We start from the raw sequence: 15,806 nt of genomic DNA on the forward strand, positions 1-15,806 counted from the left end.
CGGCGACACGTCGCGCGACTCGCGCGAGACGGACGGAGGCCCCACAGGTGCGGAACCGACCTGCAGCGATCCCCCGGACGCGCACGAGCGCGTTCCGCCCACCGCCGCGCCGGGGCCTGCGCGGCCTCGTGCTGGCCGCCGTCGGGCTGCTCACGGTCCTCGTGACGGCGGCCCCCGCGGGCGCGACCACGCAGGAGTGCACGCCGGGGGCGGAGAACGGCTGCATCGGAGGGACCCTGCGCACGTCGGCGGGTGAGCCCGCGGTCGGCGTGGCCCTCGAGGCGACCGGCCCGGGCGAGACGGCCGAGACGACGTCGGGCGACGACGGCCGCTGGTCGATCTCCGTGAGCGAGCCGGGCGACTGGACGGTCACGCTCGACGAGGCGACCCTCCCCGACGGAGAGACGCTGCGGGACCCGGCCGCCAACCCGCGCACGGTGACGGTGACCCTCGGCTCCACGTCGGCGGCGCTGTTCCCGCTCGGCGAGCCCGCGCCCGCGGCACCGGCGGACGAGCCGACGTCGGACGTCGACGCCGGAGGGGACGCCGCACCGGGTGCGGGTGGGGACGAGCCCGGGCTGGACACCGCGGTGCCCGGGAGCGCGAGCGGGGGCGGCTTCACATGGGCGCGGTTCGCGCAGCAGGCGACGGCCGGCCTCGTCTTCGGGACGCTGCTCGCCCTCGCGTCGGTCGGTCTCTCCCTGATCTTCGGCACCACGGGGCTGAGCAACTTCTCGCACGGCGAGCTCGTGACCCTCGGTGGGATCAGCGCGTACGTCTTCACCCAGGTCGTGGGACTCCCGCTGGTCGTCTCGGCGGTGCTCGCCGTCGTCGTCGGCGGTGCGGCGGGACTGCTCCAGGACGTCGGCATCTGGCGGCCGCTGCGCCGTCGTCGCATCGGCCTGACGCAGCAGCTCATCGTGACCATCGGCCTCGCGATCACGATGCAGTACCTCTACCAGTTCTTCCTCGGCGGGAACTCGCTGCGGATCGTCCGCACCAACCCGTCCACGGTGAACCTCGGGTCCGTGTTCATCACCCAGCAGTCCCTGTGGTCGCTCCTCATCGGCGTGGTCGTGCTGGGCGGCGTCTCGTACTTCCTCATCGCGACCCGCACGGGCCGCGCCACGCGCGCGGTCTCGGACAACCCCGCGCTGGCCGCGGCCTCGGGCATCGACGTCGACAGGATCATCCGGCTCGTGTGGGTCGCGGGAGCCGCGCTCGCGGCGCTCGGCGGCGTGCTCATGGGCCTCTACCTCAACGCGACCGCGTGGAACATGGGCACGACGCTGCTCCTGCTCATGTTCGCCGCCGTCACGCTCGGGGGCCTCGGGACGGCCTTCGGAGCGCTCGCCGGTTCGATCGTGATCGGCCTCGTCGTCGAGCTCTCGAACCTCGTCATCCCGTCGGACATGCGTTACGCAGGCGCGCTGGTGATCCTCATCCTCGTGCTGCTGCTGCGCCCCCAAGGCATCCTCGGCCGCGCCGAGCGGGTCGGGTAACGGAGGAACCATGGACTGGGAACGCATCCTGACCAACGTCGCGGGCGAGGTCTTCGCCCCCACGACGGCCGCCTACGCGCTCGCCGCCATCGGCCTCAACATCCACTTCGGGCTCACGGGGCTGCTCAACTTCGGCCAGGCCGGCTTCATGCTCCTGGGCGCCTACGGTTTCGCGATCTCGACGATCGCCGGGTACCCCGTGTGGGCCGCGGTGCTCGTGGCACTCGCCTGCTCGGCGATCTTCGCGCTCATCCTCGGCATCCCGACGCTCAAGCTGCGCGGCGACTACCTGGCGATCGTGACGATCGCGGCCGCCGAGATCGTCCGCATCATCGGTCGTTCGACCGCCCTGACCGACGTCACGGGCGCCTCGTCGGGTCTCCGTGGCGACAGCTACAAGGAGACCTTCACGGCGCTCTCGCCGTTCGGTGACGGGTCCACGACGCTCGGCCCGTTCACCTACTCCAACAGCTCGTCGAACAGCTGGTGGATCCGCGTGGTCGGCTGGGTGCTCGTCGCGATCGCGTGCGTGCTGGTGTGGCGCCTGCTCAACAGCCCGTGGGGCCGCGTGCTGAAGGGGATCCGCGAGGACGAGGACGCGGTGCGCTCGCTCGGCAAGAACGTCTACAGCTACAAGATGCAGGCCCTCGTGCTCGGCGGGGCGATCGGCTCGCTCGCCGGCATCGTCTACGTGCTGCCACGAGCCGTCCAGCCCGACTCGATGGGACGCCCGATGACGTTCTGGGTCTGGACCATCCTGCTGCTCGGCGGAGCTGCGACGGTCTTCGGGCCCGTCCTCGGCTCGATGGTCTTCTGGGCCGCGCTCATGCTCATCAAGACGGTCGGCCGCGAGGTCATCCCGACGACCGTGATGTCGAGCGCCCAGATCGAGCAGTTCGGTCAGATCGTCGTCGGTGTCACGCTGATGCTGCTGGTGATCTTCCGACCACAGGGGATGCTCGGCGACAAGAAGGAGCTGGCGATCAATGTCCGCTGAGACGACGGCTCTCGCCGGGGTCGAGCACCGGCCCGGGGCGCCCAAGCCCGACCCGATCCTCGTGGCCGACGGCGTGGTGCGAAGGTTCGGCGGGATGACCGCCGTGGACGTCGACCACCTCGAGGTCCAGCGCGGCGCGATCACCGCGCTCATCGGCCCCAACGGCGCGGGCAAGACGACGCTCTTCAACCTGCTCACGGGCTTCGACCAGCCCCAGGAGGGCCGCTGGTCCTTCGAGGGACGCTCGCTCGGGGGTGTGTCTGCCGCCCGGGTGTCGCGGAGCGGCATGGTGCGCACCTTCCAGCTCACCAAGGCGCTCAGCCGCATGACGGTGATGGAGAACATGCGCCTGGGCGCGCGCGACCAGCCCGGCGAGAACATCCTCGCCGCGCTCGTCCCCCCGGTGTGGCGCTCGCGCGAGCGCGCGATCACCGGGAAGGCGGAGCACCTGCTCGAGCGCTTCAAGCTGCTCGACAAGAAGGACGACTTCGCCGGGAGCCTCTCGGGCGGCCAGCGCAAGCTCCTCGAGATGGCGAGGGCGCTCATGAGCGACCCGACGATGGTGATGCTCGACGAGCCGATGGCGGGGGTGAACCCCGCGCTCACCCAGTCGCTCCTCGGCCACATCCAGTCGCTGCGCGACGAGGGCACGACCGTCCTGTTCGTCGAGCACGACATGCACATGGTGCGTCACATCTCCGACTGGGTGGCGGTCATGGCGGAGGGACGCCTCGTGGCGGAGGGGCCGCCGACGACGGTCATGGCCGACCCGGCCGTGGTCGACGCCTACCTGGGTGCGCACCACGACACGGACCTCGGCGACGACAGCCTCCTCGACGACGAGTACACGCATCAGCTCGAGGCCGAGGAACGCGCCGAGGACGAGCGGAAGGACCACCGATGAGCACGAGTCCCGCCACCGCCACGAGGCCCACACCCACCGGCGAACCGCTGCTCCGCGCGAGCGAGCTCGTCGCGGGCTACCTGCCCGGGGTCAACATCCTCAACGGCTGCGACCTCGACCTGTACCCGGGCGAGCTCATCGGCATCATCGGCCCCAACGGAGCCGGGAAGTCGACGCTCCTCAAGGCGCTCTTCGGCCTCGTCACGGTGCGCTCGGGCTCCGTGACGCTCGAGGGCCGGGACATCACGAACGAGCGGGCCGACTCCCTCGTCCACCGTGGCGTCGGCTTCGTCCCGCAGAACAACAACGTGTTCCCCTCCCTCACCATCGAGGAGAACCTGCAGATGGGCAGCTTCCAGGCGCCCAGGACGTTCGCAGAACGCTTCGAGGAGATCGTCGACCTCTTCCCGACGCTCGGCGACCGACGCCGTCAGCGCGCCGGCTCGCTCTCGGGCGGGGAACGTCAGATGGTGGCCATGGCGCGCGCCCTGATGATGAAGCCGTCGGTGCTGCTGCTCGACGAGCCTTCGGCGGGCCTGTCCCCCGTGCGCCAGGACGAGACCTTCCTGCGCACCCGCCGGATCAACCGGACCGGCGTGTCGATCATCATGGTCGAGCAGAACGCGCGGCGGTGCCTGCAGATCTGCGACCGGGGCTACGTGCTCGACCAGGGCCGCAACGCCTACACCGCGTCCGGGCGCGAGCTGATGAACGACCCGAAGGTCATCGAGCTCTACCTCGGCACGCTCGCCGCCGACCAGGAGAAGGCCGCAGCGCAGGAGAAGGGCTCCGGGGACGGCGTGGCACCGGCCGCTCCCTGAGGTGCCCCCTCGACGCGACGAGGGCCCGGCCGGACGTCGTCCGGCCGGGCCCTCGTTCGTCAGGCAGGGTCAGCCGACCTCGCCGAACTCCTCCTTGACCCACGTGTACGTGTTGTCGGCGTTGAACTGGTAGATGCCGACGTACGCGGACGACGGGTCGTTGTCCTCGTTGAACGGACCGGCGCCCGAGACCGTCTGGTAGTTGATCTCCTCACCGCTCTCGAGCAGCTCGACGCACTCGGCGAAGCCCGAGCACTCCGTGCCGCCCTCGGCGCCCGAGACCGCCGCCAGGTTCTCCTGGATGGTCGGCCCGTCGACGCCCTCGCCACGCACGGCCGCCAGGGCCGCCAGCATGACGGCGTCGTACGACTCCGCCGCGTACGCGAAGTCGGTCAGGTCGGGGTCGATCTCGAGCAGGCGGTCACGGAACTCGCCCTCGGCGTTCGCGCCGGGCAGCGTGCCCTGCGCGCCCTCGAGGGTGCCGGGCTCGAAGTCGGCGCTGTAGTCCGCGAGGTTGCCGTCGACGAAGTACAGCTTGGACGTGTCGAAGCCCGCCGCGGCGAGCTGCGGGACGATCAGCTTCGTCTGGTCGAACGCGATGAGGACGATCGCGTCGGGGTTGGTCGCGACCGCGGCGGTCACGGCCGACGGGATCACGTCGTCCGACGCCGGGTCGAACTCCTCACCCGGGTTGCCGTAGGTGATCGTGCCGCCCGCGTCCTCGATGGTCTGCTTCGCGACGTCGCGCAGCGTCGTCCCGTAGTCGTCGTTGAAGACGAGGAACGCGACGTTCGCGTGGCCGTCGTTGAGGATGAGGTTGCCGAGCGCCGAGCCCTGGACCAGGTCCGACGGCGCCGTGCGGAAGTAGTAGTCGCTGTACCCGCTCAGCTTCGTCGAGGTGTTGGCCGGCGAGATCTGCACGACCTCGGCCCCCGTGATGTCGTCGACCACGTTGAGGGTCACGGACGACGACGCCGCACCCACGACGACCTGGGCGCCCTGGCTCAGCAGGTCCGTGACGGACTGCGTCGCAACCTCGGCGTTGTCCGCGTCGGAGGAGTCGGTGTGGACGATCTTGACGTCCTGACCGAGCACGCCACCGTTCTCGTTGATCTCCTCACCCGCGAGGTCGACCCCCGCGATCTCGGGCGGGCCGAGGAACGCGAGCGAACCGGTCTGTGGCAGGAGCGAGCCGACGATCAGCTGCTCGCCGCCTCCCCCGTCACCGTCGGCGTCGCCACCTGCGTCACCGTTGTCCGCGTCGCCGCTGCACGCGGTGAGGACGAGTGCGACGGCACCGGCGAGCGCTGCTGCCCGGGCCGCGTGGGTCGATCTCTTCATGCGGGGTACTCCTTAGCTGAGCACGCTGATCTCCCGCACCGGGACCTTTGTCCCGGTCAGGGACTGTGCGCAGCAACGTACCCCGCCCGTGTGTCCGGAGTGTGACATAAGCGGTCTCACGCCCGGTCGTTGCCGAGTTGTGACCAAACGCGGCCTCCGTCGACCGGATCACGACGGGAACGGCAGCATCCGGGCGGATCAGCGCGGTATCCGTCGCGAGAACGCGTCGCGACGACGGCCGTCAGGACCCGCCGACCTGCTCGATGACGGCGTCGGCGACCTCGCGCATGGTCAGACGTCGGTCCATGGACGTCTTCTGGATCCAGCGGAACGACTCGGGCTCCGTGAGCCCCATCTTGGTCATCAGGAGCCCCTTGGCGCGGTCCACGCGCTTGCGGGTCTCGAACCGGTCCGCGAGATCGGCCACCTCGGCCTCGAGCGCGGTGATCTGGCTGTAGCGCGACATCGCGATCTCGACCGCGGGAAGCAGGTCGGCCGGCGTGAAGGGCTTGACGACGTAGGCCATCGCACCCGCGTCGCGCGCACGCTCGACGAGCTCGGTCTGCGAGAAGGCCGTCAGCAGCACCACGGGCGCCGCGTGCTCCTTGACGATCTTCTCCGCCGCCGAGATGCCGTCCATCACCGGCATCTTCACGTCCATGACGACGACGTCGGGCGTGAGCTCGACCGCGAGCTGCACGGCCGTCTCACCGTCCCCGGCCTCACCGACGACGTCGAAGCCGGCCTCGCGCAGGGTCTCGACGACGTCCATGCGGATGAGCGCCTCGTCCTCGGCCACGACCGCACGTCGCGCCGGACGCGCCGCCTTGGGCTCCTCCGGCGCCTCGGTGGGGGTCTCGCTGAGCCCACCGAGGGGCAGGTCGAGCTCGGGGCTCTTCGGGGCGTCGCTCTCGGTCACGGGCGTTAGCCTAGTGCCGACGTCGGCCCGCCTGGAACCGCGTCCACCCGCGCGTCGTGCGTGTCGGTGGTCACGTCCGGCTCCGCGCGGCCCGGCGTCGGACGGCGTCGCAGGAGTGCGCCGTCCGGCCCCGATAGCCCAACCGGCAGAGGCGTTCGGCTCAAACCCGATCCAGTGTGGGTTCGAATCCCACTCGGGGCACGTTCCCTTTCCGCTCGACGCACTGCGGTGCGCACACCGAAGGTGAGACCTCTCCCCGATGGACGTTCCCTCCTGGGTCTGGGGCCTGACGATCGCCGCGATCGGCGCACTGCTGGCCTTCGACTTCTTCTTCCACGTCCGCAAGGCCCACGTCCCGACCCTCGGCGAGGCGGCGCGATGGTCGGCCTTCTACGTGGGCGTCGCGATCCTGTTCGGCCTCGGCGTGCTCGTCCTCGGCGGTGGCGACGCGGGCCAGGAGTACTTCGCCGGCTACATCACCGAGAAGGCGCTGTCGGTCGACAACCTCTTCGTCTTCCTCATCATCATGGCGAGCTTCCGCGTGCCGCGTGAGGACCAGCAGAAGGTGCTGCTGTTCGGCATCGTCTTCGCACTCATCGCCCGCTCGGGCTTCATCTTCCTCGGCGCGGCGCTCATCAACTCGTTCGCGTGGGTGTTCTACCTGTTCGGGCTCGTGCTGCTGATGACCGCGGGCAGCATGCTGCGCAAGGAGAACGAGGAGGAGCACTCGGCGGACAACTTCGTGATCCGCATCGCACGGCGCGTGTTCCACACCTCCGAGCACTACGACGGCGACAAGCTCTTCACGGTGGTCGACGGCCGGCGGGTGCTCACCCCGATGCTGCTCGTGATGGTCGCCATCGGCGGCACTGACATCCTCTTTGCCCTCGACTCGATCCCGGCCATCTTCGGCCTCACGCAGGACGTCTTCATCGTCTTCACGGCCACCGCGTTCTCGCTCATGGGCCTGCGTCAGCTCTTCTTCCTCATCGACGGCCTGCTCGACCGGCTCATCTACCTCTCCTACGGCCTCGCGGCGATCCTCGGGTTCATCGGCGTCAAGCTCGTCCTCCACGCGCTGCACGAGAACAACGTGCCGTTCATCAACGGTGGCGAGCACGTGGACGTCGTCGAGGTCAGCACGCCAGTCTCGCTCTCGGTGATCGTGGGGGTTCTGACGGTCACCGTGATCGCCTCGCTCGTGAGCCCCGCGGGCAAGATCCAGAACGCCGTGATGAGCGCACGTCGCCACGCGGGCCTGTACCTCGACCTCGAGTACACCGCCGACCTCTCGGAGCGCGAGCGCGTGTACGCCGAGCTCGTCGAGGAGGAGCGCGACATCCGCGCCCTCGCCGCGCGCTACCCCGACAAGGTCGTCGTCGACGAGGGCCTCGAGGAGCTCATCGCCTCGGCGCACTCGGCCCACCGCGAGCACCCCGCGACCTCGACCTGAGCGGTCGCGGCACGGCGTGCGCGGTCAGCCGGCCAGGTGCCTCTCGGCAGGGCCGTCGTAGGCGCTGAGCGGCCGGATCAGGCTGTTCGCCGCGCGCTGCTCGATGACGTGCGCCGTCCACCCCACGACGCGGCTCGCCGCGAAGAGCGGCGTGAAGGTCGCGGTGTCGAAGCCCATCAGGTGGTACGCGGGGCCCGAGGGGAAGTCGAGGTTCGGGAGTATCCCGGTGCGTTCGACCATGCCCCGCTCCAGCGCGTCGTAGAGCTGTGCGAGGTCGTCGCGCCCGGACCACCGCACGAGGTCGTCGAGCGCGGCCTTCATGGTCGGCACGCGCGAGTCGCCCCGGCGGTACACCCGGTGGCCGAAGCCCATCACCTTGCGGCGGGCACCGAGCGTCTCGTCCAGCCACGCGTCGACGCGCGCCGCCGTGCCGATCTGCTCGAGGGTCGCCATGACCGCCTCGTTCGCGCCGCCGTGCAGCGGACCCTTGAGGGCGCCGATCGCCCCCACGACCGCGGAGTGGAGGTCCGACAACGTCGAGGTGATCACGCGCGCGGTGAAGGTCGAGGCGTTGAACGAGTGCTCGGCGTAGAGCACCATCGACACCCGGAAGGCGTCGACCACCTCGGGCGGCGGTACCTGGCCGAAGGTCAGGTGCAGGAAGCTCTCCGCGTAGTCGAGGTCCGCCCGCGCGGCGACCGGGGCGAGCCCGCGACGACGGCGCTGGTCACGCGCGACCACGGCGGGCAGCGCGCCGAGCAGCCGCACCGAGCGCTCCAGGTCGGCCCCGGGCGCGTCGCCCAGGTCGTCGAGAGCGCCGAGCACGCTCACCGCGGTCCGGATCACGTCCATCGGGTGAGCCGTCAGAGGCAGGGCGTCGACGACGGCGCAGACGTCCTGCGGCAGCGCGCGCGCGGCGCGCTCGGCCGCCCGGAGCCGGTCGAGCTCGTCGGGCGTGGGCAGCTCGCCGTGCCAGAGCAGCCACGCGACCTCCTCGAACGAGCACGCGCGTGCGAGCTCCTGCACCGGGTAGCCCCGGTACAGGAGCGAGTTGCTCTCGGGGTCCACCTTGGAGATCGCCGTCGTGTCGACCACGACCCCTGCCAGTCCCTTGCGGATCTCGTCCACCGTGCTCGCTCCTTTGCGCGTCCGGGGTGCTGCGTGCGGTGCGGTCGGCGTCGGCCGACCGCGGGTCAGTGCGTCACCGAACCGTGCGTGGCGTCGTCGTCGGACCGGTACGTGAAGATCGCGTCGTCGAAGTGGTTGTAGCCCGCGTAGTCGACGAGCTCGTAGAGCCGCGCGCGGTGCTGCATGCCCGGTACCTCGCCGACCAGCGAGCCCTCGGCCACCAGGGTGTCGAGGGCCCGCTCGGCGGCACCCATGGCGACGCGGAGCAGCGAGACCGGGTAGATCACGACGTTCACGCCGACGTCCTCGAGCTGCCGGGTGGTCACGAGCTCGGACCTGCCGAACTCCGTCTGGTTGGCGAGGATCGGGACGTCGACGGCGGCGCGCACCGCCTCGAGCTCGCGCAGGTCGGCCATCGCCTCGGGGAAGATCGCGTCGGCGCCCGCGTCGACCAGGGCCCGCATCCGGTCGAGCGCGGCGTCGAGGCCCTCGACGCCACGGGCGTCGGTGCGCGCCATCACCACGAGGTCCGGGTCGCGGCGGGCGTCCACCGCGGCGCGGACGCGGCGCACCGCGGTCGCGGTGTCGACCACGGCCTTGCCCGTGAGGTGGCCGCACCGCTTCGGGTTCACCTGGTCCTCGACGTGCAGGCCCGCGACCCCGGAGTCCTCGAGCACCTGGACGGTGCGCGCGACGTTCATGGGTTCCCCGAACCCGGTGTCGGCGTCGACCAGCACGGGCAGGTCCGTCACACGCGCCACCTGCGCGGCGCGTGCCGCCACCTCGGTGAGCGTCGTCAGGCCGACGTCGGGCAGGCCCAGCTCGGCCGACACCACGGCGCCCGAGACGTACACGCCCTCGAAGCCCTTGTCCTCGATCAGCCGCGCGGTGAGCGGCGTGAACGCCCCGGGAAGGCGCTGGAGACGGCCTGAGGCGAGACCCGCACGGAACGCCCCGCGCCGCTGGGCCGCCGTGGTGCGTGTGTGCAGCATCAGAAGATCCCCTCGTCCGTCGGGACGTCCCCGCCGTCGACGGCGACCGTGAGCTGGTCGAGCTCGTCCGGACGCAGGTGCGGCAGGCGTGCGACCACCTCGAGGAACCGGTCCACCTCGGCCGGCTCGACGACGCCGTCGGCAAGGGTGCGCAGCTTCGCCACGTACTGCTCGCGGCCGAAGGGTCGCGCCCCCTGGGGGTGGGCGTCAGCCACCGCGAGCTCGTCGACGATCGTGCGGCCGTCCCGCAGCCGCACCTCCATGCGGCCGCCGAAGGCGCGTTCGGCCGGGTCCGGGGCGTGGTAGCGGCGCGTCCACTCCGGGTCCTCGACCGTGCGCACCCGGCGCCACAGGGCCACGGTGTCCGCACGAGCCGCGCGCTCCGGCCGGTAGGACTCGACGTGGTGCCACGCGCCGTCCTGGAGCGCCACGGTCACGATGTACGGGATCGAGTGGTCGAGCGTCTCGCGCGTGGCCGTCGGGTCGTACTTCTGCGGGTCGTTCGCGCCCGAGCCGATGACGTGGTGCGTGTGGTGACTCGTGCGGATCAGCAGGTCCTCGACCTGCTCCGGGTCACGCAGCTCGGGGTGCTCGCGGCCCATCCGGCGCGCGAGGTCGATCAGCGCCTGGGCCTGGTACTCGGCCGAGTGCTCCTTGGTGTACGTGTCGAGGATCGCGCGCTTGGCCTCCCCGGGCGCCGGGAGCCCCACCTCGTAGCGCGCGTCCGCCCCGTCGAGCAACCACGCGACGACCCCGTCCTCGCCCTCGTAGATGGGCGTGGGCGAGGTCTGGCCGCGCATCGCCCGGTCCACGGCCTCGATCGCGACCTTGCCGGCGAACGCCGGCGCGTACGCCTTCCACGTGGAGATCTCGCCCTTGCGCGACTGCCGCGTGGACGTCGTGGTGTGCAGCGCCTGGCCGATCGCGTGGAACGTCTGCTCCACGGGCAGCCGGAGCAGCGTGCCGAGCGCCGCCGCCACGGAGGGGCCCAGGTGGGCCACGTGGTCGATCTTGTGCGCGTGGAGGCTGATCGCACGCACGAGGTCCACCTGGACCTCGTAGCCCGTCGCGATCGCACGGACGACGTCGCGCCCGCTCACCCCGCGTCGTGTCGCGACGTGCTGCGCGACCGCGAGCACGGGCGGGATGTTGTCGCCCGGGTGCGAGTAGTCGGCCGCGAGGAACGTGTCGTGGTAGTCGAGCTCGCGGACCGCGACGCCGTTCGCCCAGGCGGCCCACGCCGGGTCCACCCGGGTCCCCGATCCGAGCACGACCGCGCCCGGGCTCGCGGGGTGCGCCACGGCCTGCGCCCGGGCCACGCGGACCGGCTCGCGGTGCACCGAGGCGATCGCGACGGCCACGTCGTCGATCACGCGGTTGACGACCATCTCCGCGACGTCGTCGTCGACCTCGACGTCGTCGGCGGCGACCTCGGCGAGGCGCCAGGCGAGCTGCTCGTGCGGGGGCAGGCGGTCGGCGCTCGGATGGACGCGCAGGGTGTGGACGAGCATCAGACTCCCTCGCTCGAAGTGGTGGCTCCGGACGGGACGACGAGGGGGCCTGCCCCGCCCTGGGCGGCGAGGCCCTCGAGGACGTTGCGCAGACTCGCGTCCAGGTGAACGGCCGTCGCGTGCGCGGCGAGCGCCTCGTCCCGCTCGGCGACGGCGCGCGAGATCAGCGCGTGCTCGCGCGCCGCGCGCTCGAGCCGTGCCATGTCGTCGTGCGCCAGGCGGCGTGCGCGCACCACGTGGCCGCGCAGGCCCTGGAGCGCCCGCGTGAGGTAGGGGCTCGCCGCGGCGGCGTCGACGGCGACGTCGAGCTCCGACGCGAGGGCGTAGTACGCGCCGACGTCGAGGCCCGCTCCGACGCTGCGTGCGGTCGTCTCGAACCGACGGGTGAGCGCCTCGAACACGCCGTCGGTGCGGCGACGCGCGGCGAGTCGCACCGCCTCGAGCTCGAGCGCCTGGCGCAGCTCGAAGAGGTGCACGACATCGGTCGCGTCGAGTGGGGCGACCACCGTGGTGCGGCCGCGGCCGGGTGCGGCGAGACCGTCCGCCTCCAGACGTGCGAGCGCCTCGCGCACCGGTGTGCGGGAGACGCCGAGGCGCGCGGCCAGGTCGACCTCGGAGAGCAGCGAACCGGGGCGCAGCTCCCACCGCAGGATCTCGTCCCGGAGGGAGGCATAGGCCTGATCGCTCGCGCGCACCTCACGATGCTACGTCGGCCGAGGTTCTGATGTATACAGCGAATCTCTAGGCGGGCGGTGTTCGCGCCGCTCTGCGGGCGTCGTCGGAACCGCATGCATACAACGTCGCTGTCCGGTCGCACCGTCGTGTCACCGTGACGCCGTCGTCCGCCGGATCTGGGAGACTGTCACGAACCTGGAGGAGGCCCCATGAGCGAGACCACGCGCGTCCCTGCGCACGACCACGACGCGGACCACATCGGCGATCACCGTCTGACCGACCGGCCCGCCTCCGCGGGGCCGCTCGTGTTCGTGCTCTGCTTCGTGCTCATGCTCGCGGGCTTCTGGGCCATGGCCGTCTCGTTCGACCTCGAGAACGGGCTCGTCTTCTGCGGCGGCCTGCTCCTCGCGGGCCTCGCGTTCCTCATCCCCCTGGCGCGCGCGGAGAGCTGACCGCGGCCGCCCAGAGGTGGCCGGCCGCGCGGGCCCTCACCGGGGACCACGCCTCAGCGCGGCGCGCGAGGGCACGTGCGTCGTCGATCCCCGCCGCGCGACGCAGCACCAGGTCGCTCGCCGGGAAGACGTCACGCTCCCCCAGCGCACGCAGGCTGAGGTAGTCGACCGTCCACGGCCCGATCCCGGGCACCGCGACCAGCCGCTCCCGCACCGCGGCGGCGTCCTCGCCCGGCGCGAGCCTCAGGCCGTCCGCGCAGGCGCGGGCGAGGTCGAGCAGCGTGCGGGCGCGTGCCCGGGTCAGCCGCACGGCCCCGCGCACGACCTCCTCGCCCGCGTCGAGCAGTGCCTCGGGCGTGGGCGCGGTGCGCAGCCCGCCCTGCCCGTCGCCGCCGAATGCGGCGACGAGGCGACCGGTGAGCGTCCGGGCCGCAGCGAGGCTCACCTGCTGCCCGATGACCGTCTGCAGCGCCGCCTGCCAACCGTCCGGGTGCACGGCGACACGCAGGCCGGGACGCGCACGGACCCTGTCGGCGAGCAGCACGTCGCGGCCCAGCGGCTCGTCGAGCACGCGCGGGTCGTCGGCGAGGTCGAACCAGCGACGCACGAGCTCGTCCAGCCTGCGGCGCTCGGGCGCGGCGAGCTCCTCGACCCGCACGCGCACGCCGTCGGCCTCGAGCCGTGCCGCGACCGCCACCTGACGTCCGACGTCGAGCAGGCGCACCGTGGTCGCCGTCTCGCGATCGGTCCGCTCGAGCCCCGGTACCGCGTGGCCGACGATCCAGTCGAGCAGCGAGTCCCGGTCGAACGGACCCGTGGCGGGGTACCAGAGGTCCACGCTCACGCGGCCTCGAGGGCGAGCAGCGCGCGCTTCGCGTCCAGCCCACCGACGTAGCCGCCGAGCGTTCCGTCCGAACGCAGCACGCGGTGGCACGGCACCACGACCGGGAGCGGGTTGGTCGCACACGCCGAGCCGACGGCGCGTACGGCCCGGGGGCTCCCTGCCGCGACCGCCACCTGCGCGTAGCTCTCGGTGGCCCCGTAGCCGATCTCGCTCAGGTGGGCGAGCACGCGACGCCGGAAGCCCGACGAGAGCCGGAGGTCCATCGGGACGTCGAACGTGGTGCGGCGGTGCGCGAAGTACTCCTCGAGCTGGCGCGCGACGGGGTCCAGGCGTCGCGGCGACGCGAGGATGCGCACACCCACGCGGCGGGCGAGGTCCTCGAGCACACGCTCGTGCCCCTCGACGTCGAACGCGACGCGCACCACACCCAGGGGCGTGGCCGCGACGAGCAGCTCGCCCACGGGTGAGGCGACGGTGCGGTAGGTGACGTCCACGAGCCGCTCGGCCTCGCCTCGCGCCACGAGGTGCTCGCGCAGGGTGGCGAGGTGCGTCTCACGTGGGACGCCGCCGAGGTCGTCGCGCGACCAGGTGTCGTTCGTCGGGATGGTCATCGGGCACCTCCGGGGACGGGGACGACGGGGCGCGCGGCTGCGGTGGTCCCGAGCGCTCGCCGCAGGGCGGCCACGCCGTCGGCGGCGGCTCGCCGAGCGGCCTCGGGCGTCCCTCCGACCAGCTCGGCCACCTCGCGGTACGGGAGCCCTGCGACGTGGTGGTAGGCGACCGTGAGACGCTGCCGCTCGGGCAGGCGCGCCACCGCGGCGAGCAGCTCGTCGTGCTCGTCCGACGCCGGCTCGACGACACCGTGGTCGGGCACCTCGGCGACCGGCACGGCGCGCCGGGCGCGCGCGCGATGGATGTCGACCGCCTTGCGGTGAGCGATCGTCACGAGCCACGCACGCACGTCCGAACCTTCCGGGAGACCGGGGTACGCGCGCAACGCCGCCAGGAACGTCTCGGACCACGCGTCGTCGGCGTCCAGCGGCCCGACGACCGCACGGCAGACGCGCCAGACGGTCCCGCCGTGGTCCGCGACCACCTGCTCGAAGGGCTTCACACCAGGTAGACGTCCGGGAGCGCCAGGATGTGAGGTCGGGCGCTCGGACATCTGCACGTCGGCCGGCATGGCGCCAGCATCGCACCTCGGCCGCGCACCGCTGCGGCGTCGCGCGCTCACCTCCCGGCGGAGCATCATGGCCGGATGGAGGCCCGGGCCCGTGCGACCGTCGTGGCCGGCCCACGGCCACGTGACGGCAGTCGCGGGGCGGCCGGAACCGCCGCGCGCGGCGTCGCCGCACTGCTCGCGGGGACGGTCGCGGCTCTGGCCGCCTGCGGACCGCTCGCGACCCCGGCGACACCGCCGCCCTCCGGGACGACGGCGGCGCCGCCCCTGGCGCCCGGCGCCGCGGAGCAGATCCGTGTCGAGATCCGTCAGAGCCGCTCCGACCAGGCGGCTCGTGTGGTCCAGCTGCGCGTGCACGCACCCCCGTCCACGGAGGTGGTGGTGGCGTCCGCGGCCCTCGAGGCGGCGGGCTTCGTCGGCGTCGCGGCGCTCGAGAGCTGGGACCGACGGGTCCCGGCCGGCCGCACGCGGGACGCGTCCGTGGCGCTCGGCGAGGCACGGTGCGCCGAGCCCTCGGGCGACGGCCGCGTGAGGCTCGTGCTCGCCGACGGCGCGCGCACCGAGGTCCGGACCGAGGCGGAGGATCCGCAGGGGCACCTCGCGCGCATCCACGCGGAGGACTGCGCGCGTGCCGCCCTGACCGCAGCGCTCGACGTGGAGATCGGCTCCGGGCTCGCGACGTCGCGCGGGCCGGACGGCCTCGTCGCGACGCTCACGCTGGTGCTCGTCCCGACCCGGGACGCCCCCGAGGTGGTCGTCGAGAGCGTGGAGGGGACCGTGCTCCTCGGGCCGGCGGGTGGTGGGACGGCCTGGACGGCTCCCCCGCTCGGGGCGGTCGTGGAAGGGCCGACCACGGTGCGGCTGCCGATCGTCCCCACGCGGTGCGACGCCCACGCGGTCGCCGAGGACAAGCGCGGCACGTACCTCGGGCTGCGCGCGACCGTCGCCGGCCGGAGCCTGCCGACGGTCCCGCTCGATGTGGGCGACGAGCTGCGCGGCGAGCTGCGAGCGTTCGTCGCCGACCACTGCGGGTGGTGACCGCGCCCACCGACGCGGTCACGGCGCGCGCGGGCCGCGTCCGCGGTGG

16 protein-coding genes and 1 tRNA gene are annotated in these 15,806 nt (G+C 72.4%); 8 read left to right on the top strand and 9 right to left on the bottom strand.

Features of this window, described 5'->3' with window-relative positions; all coding sequences use genetic code 11:
- The first annotated feature begins 47 nt into the window (after positions 1 to 47).
- The 4 genes from GXB85_RS02375 to GXB85_RS02390 are packed head-to-tail and all read left to right on the top strand — an operon-like array spanning position 48 to position 4,224.
- On the top strand, positions 48 to 1,502 hold the full coding sequence (locus tag GXB85_RS02375; RefSeq protein WP_370523953.1) for a branched-chain amino acid ABC transporter permease: 1,455 nt from the start codon (positions 48 to 50) through the stop codon (positions 1,500 to 1,502).
- Positions 1,503 to 1,512: 10 nt separating this feature from the next.
- Positions 1,513 to 2,499 (top strand): branched-chain amino acid ABC transporter permease, encoded by a 987-nt coding sequence (locus GXB85_RS02380; RefSeq protein ID WP_161916040.1) that lies wholly within the window; start codon positions 1,513 to 1,515, stop codon positions 2,497 to 2,499.
- The gene (locus GXB85_RS02385) at positions 2,489 to 3,403 is read left to right on the top strand and encodes an ABC transporter ATP-binding protein (protein WP_161916041.1); all 915 of its coding nucleotides are present in this window, start codon (positions 2,489 to 2,491) and stop codon (positions 3,401 to 3,403) included. The genes GXB85_RS02380 and GXB85_RS02385 overlap by 11 nt, the downstream gene beginning before the upstream one ends.
- Positions 3,400 to 4,224: an ABC transporter ATP-binding protein gene (locus GXB85_RS02390; RefSeq protein ID WP_161916042.1), complete on the top strand. Its 825-nt coding sequence runs from the start codon at positions 3,400 to 3,402 to the stop codon at positions 4,222 to 4,224. Before GXB85_RS02385 ends, GXB85_RS02390 begins: the two co-directional genes overlap by 4 nt.
- A 69-nt stretch (positions 4,225 to 4,293) precedes the next feature.
- Here the strand turns inward: GXB85_RS02390 and GXB85_RS02395 are convergent, their stop codons facing one another.
- Positions 4,294 to 5,565: an ABC transporter substrate-binding protein gene (locus tag GXB85_RS02395; protein WP_161916043.1), complete on the bottom strand. Its 1,272-nt coding sequence runs from the start codon at positions 5,563 to 5,565 to the stop codon at positions 4,294 to 4,296.
- A gap of 241 nt (positions 5,566 to 5,806) precedes the next feature.
- Positions 5,807 to 6,484 (bottom strand): response regulator, encoded by a 678-nt coding sequence (locus tag GXB85_RS02400; protein WP_161916044.1) that lies wholly within the window; start codon positions 6,482 to 6,484, stop codon positions 5,807 to 5,809.
- A gap of 127 nt (positions 6,485 to 6,611) precedes the next feature.
- On the opposite strand from GXB85_RS02400, the gene GXB85_RS02405 reads away from it, so the two are divergent.
- Positions 6,612 to 6,685, top strand: a tRNA-Leu gene (locus tag GXB85_RS02405).
- Between the two features lie 58 nt (positions 6,686 to 6,743).
- Positions 6,744 to 7,937 (top strand): TerC family protein, encoded by a 1,194-nt coding sequence (locus tag GXB85_RS02410; protein WP_161916045.1) that lies wholly within the window; start codon positions 6,744 to 6,746, stop codon positions 7,935 to 7,937.
- A 24-nt stretch (positions 7,938 to 7,961) separates the two neighbouring features.
- On the opposite strand, the gene GXB85_RS02415 is transcribed toward GXB85_RS02410, so the two are convergent.
- The 4 genes from GXB85_RS02415 to GXB85_RS02430 all read right to left on the bottom strand — a co-directional run bounded on the left by GXB85_RS02415 (position 7,962) and on the right by GXB85_RS02430 (position 12,263).
- On the bottom strand, positions 7,962 to 9,065 hold the full coding sequence (locus GXB85_RS02415; protein WP_161916046.1) for a bifunctional 2-methylcitrate synthase/citrate synthase: 1,104 nt from the start codon (positions 9,063 to 9,065) through the stop codon (positions 7,962 to 7,964).
- Positions 9,066 to 9,130: 65 nt separating this feature from the next.
- Positions 9,131 to 10,057 (bottom strand): methylisocitrate lyase, encoded by a 927-nt coding sequence (gene prpB, locus GXB85_RS02420; protein WP_161916047.1) that lies wholly within the window; start codon positions 10,055 to 10,057, stop codon positions 9,131 to 9,133.
- Positions 10,057 to 11,568: an MmgE/PrpD family protein gene (locus GXB85_RS02425; RefSeq protein ID WP_161916048.1), complete on the bottom strand. Its 1,512-nt coding sequence runs from the start codon at positions 11,566 to 11,568 to the stop codon at positions 10,057 to 10,059. Before GXB85_RS02425 ends, prpB begins: the two co-directional genes overlap by 1 nt.
- Positions 11,568 to 12,263: a GntR family transcriptional regulator gene (locus GXB85_RS02430; RefSeq protein ID WP_161916049.1), complete on the bottom strand. Its 696-nt coding sequence runs from the start codon at positions 12,261 to 12,263 to the stop codon at positions 11,568 to 11,570. Before GXB85_RS02430 ends, GXB85_RS02425 begins: the two co-directional genes overlap by 1 nt.
- A 189-nt stretch (positions 12,264 to 12,452) precedes the next feature.
- Between GXB85_RS02430 and GXB85_RS02435 the strand changes: the two genes are divergently transcribed.
- Positions 12,453 to 12,695 (top strand): hypothetical protein, encoded by a 243-nt coding sequence (locus tag GXB85_RS02435; protein ID WP_161916050.1) that lies wholly within the window; start codon positions 12,453 to 12,455, stop codon positions 12,693 to 12,695.
- Here the strand turns inward: GXB85_RS02435 and GXB85_RS18725 are convergent.
- From GXB85_RS18725 to GXB85_RS02450, 3 genes are read right to left on the bottom strand one after another with little or no spacing between them, the layout of a single operon-like run.
- A complete protein-coding gene (locus tag GXB85_RS18725) occupies positions 12,667 to 13,539 on the bottom strand; it encodes a DNA-3-methyladenine glycosylase 2 family protein (RefSeq protein ID WP_161916051.1) in 873 nt (290 codons plus the stop codon). The two genes, GXB85_RS02435 and GXB85_RS18725, sit on opposite strands and share 29 nt — an antisense overlap.
- Positions 13,536 to 14,150: a methylated-DNA--[protein]-cysteine S-methyltransferase gene (locus tag GXB85_RS02445; RefSeq protein ID WP_161916052.1), complete on the bottom strand. Its 615-nt coding sequence runs from the start codon at positions 14,148 to 14,150 to the stop codon at positions 13,536 to 13,538. The genes GXB85_RS18725 and GXB85_RS02445 overlap by 4 nt, the downstream gene beginning before the upstream one ends.
- Positions 14,147 to 14,653, bottom strand: coding sequence for an RNA polymerase sigma factor (locus GXB85_RS02450; protein ID WP_370523954.1), 507 nt, complete (start codon positions 14,651 to 14,653; stop codon positions 14,147 to 14,149). The genes GXB85_RS02445 and GXB85_RS02450 overlap by 4 nt, the downstream gene beginning before the upstream one ends.
- 144 nt (positions 14,654 to 14,797) lie before the next feature.
- Here GXB85_RS02450 and GXB85_RS02455 point away from each other — a divergent pair, with 144 nt between their 5' ends.
- Complete coding sequence (locus GXB85_RS02455) at positions 14,798 to 15,757, top strand: hypothetical protein (protein WP_161916053.1); 960 nt, start codon at positions 14,798 to 14,800, stop codon at positions 15,755 to 15,757.
- Positions 15,758 to 15,806 lie beyond the last annotated feature (49 nt).

This window comes from Cellulomonas sp. APG4 (assembly GCF_009996735.1).
In the GTDB taxonomy this organism is placed as follows: Bacteria; Actinomycetota; Actinomycetes; order Actinomycetales; family Cellulomonadaceae; genus Actinotalea.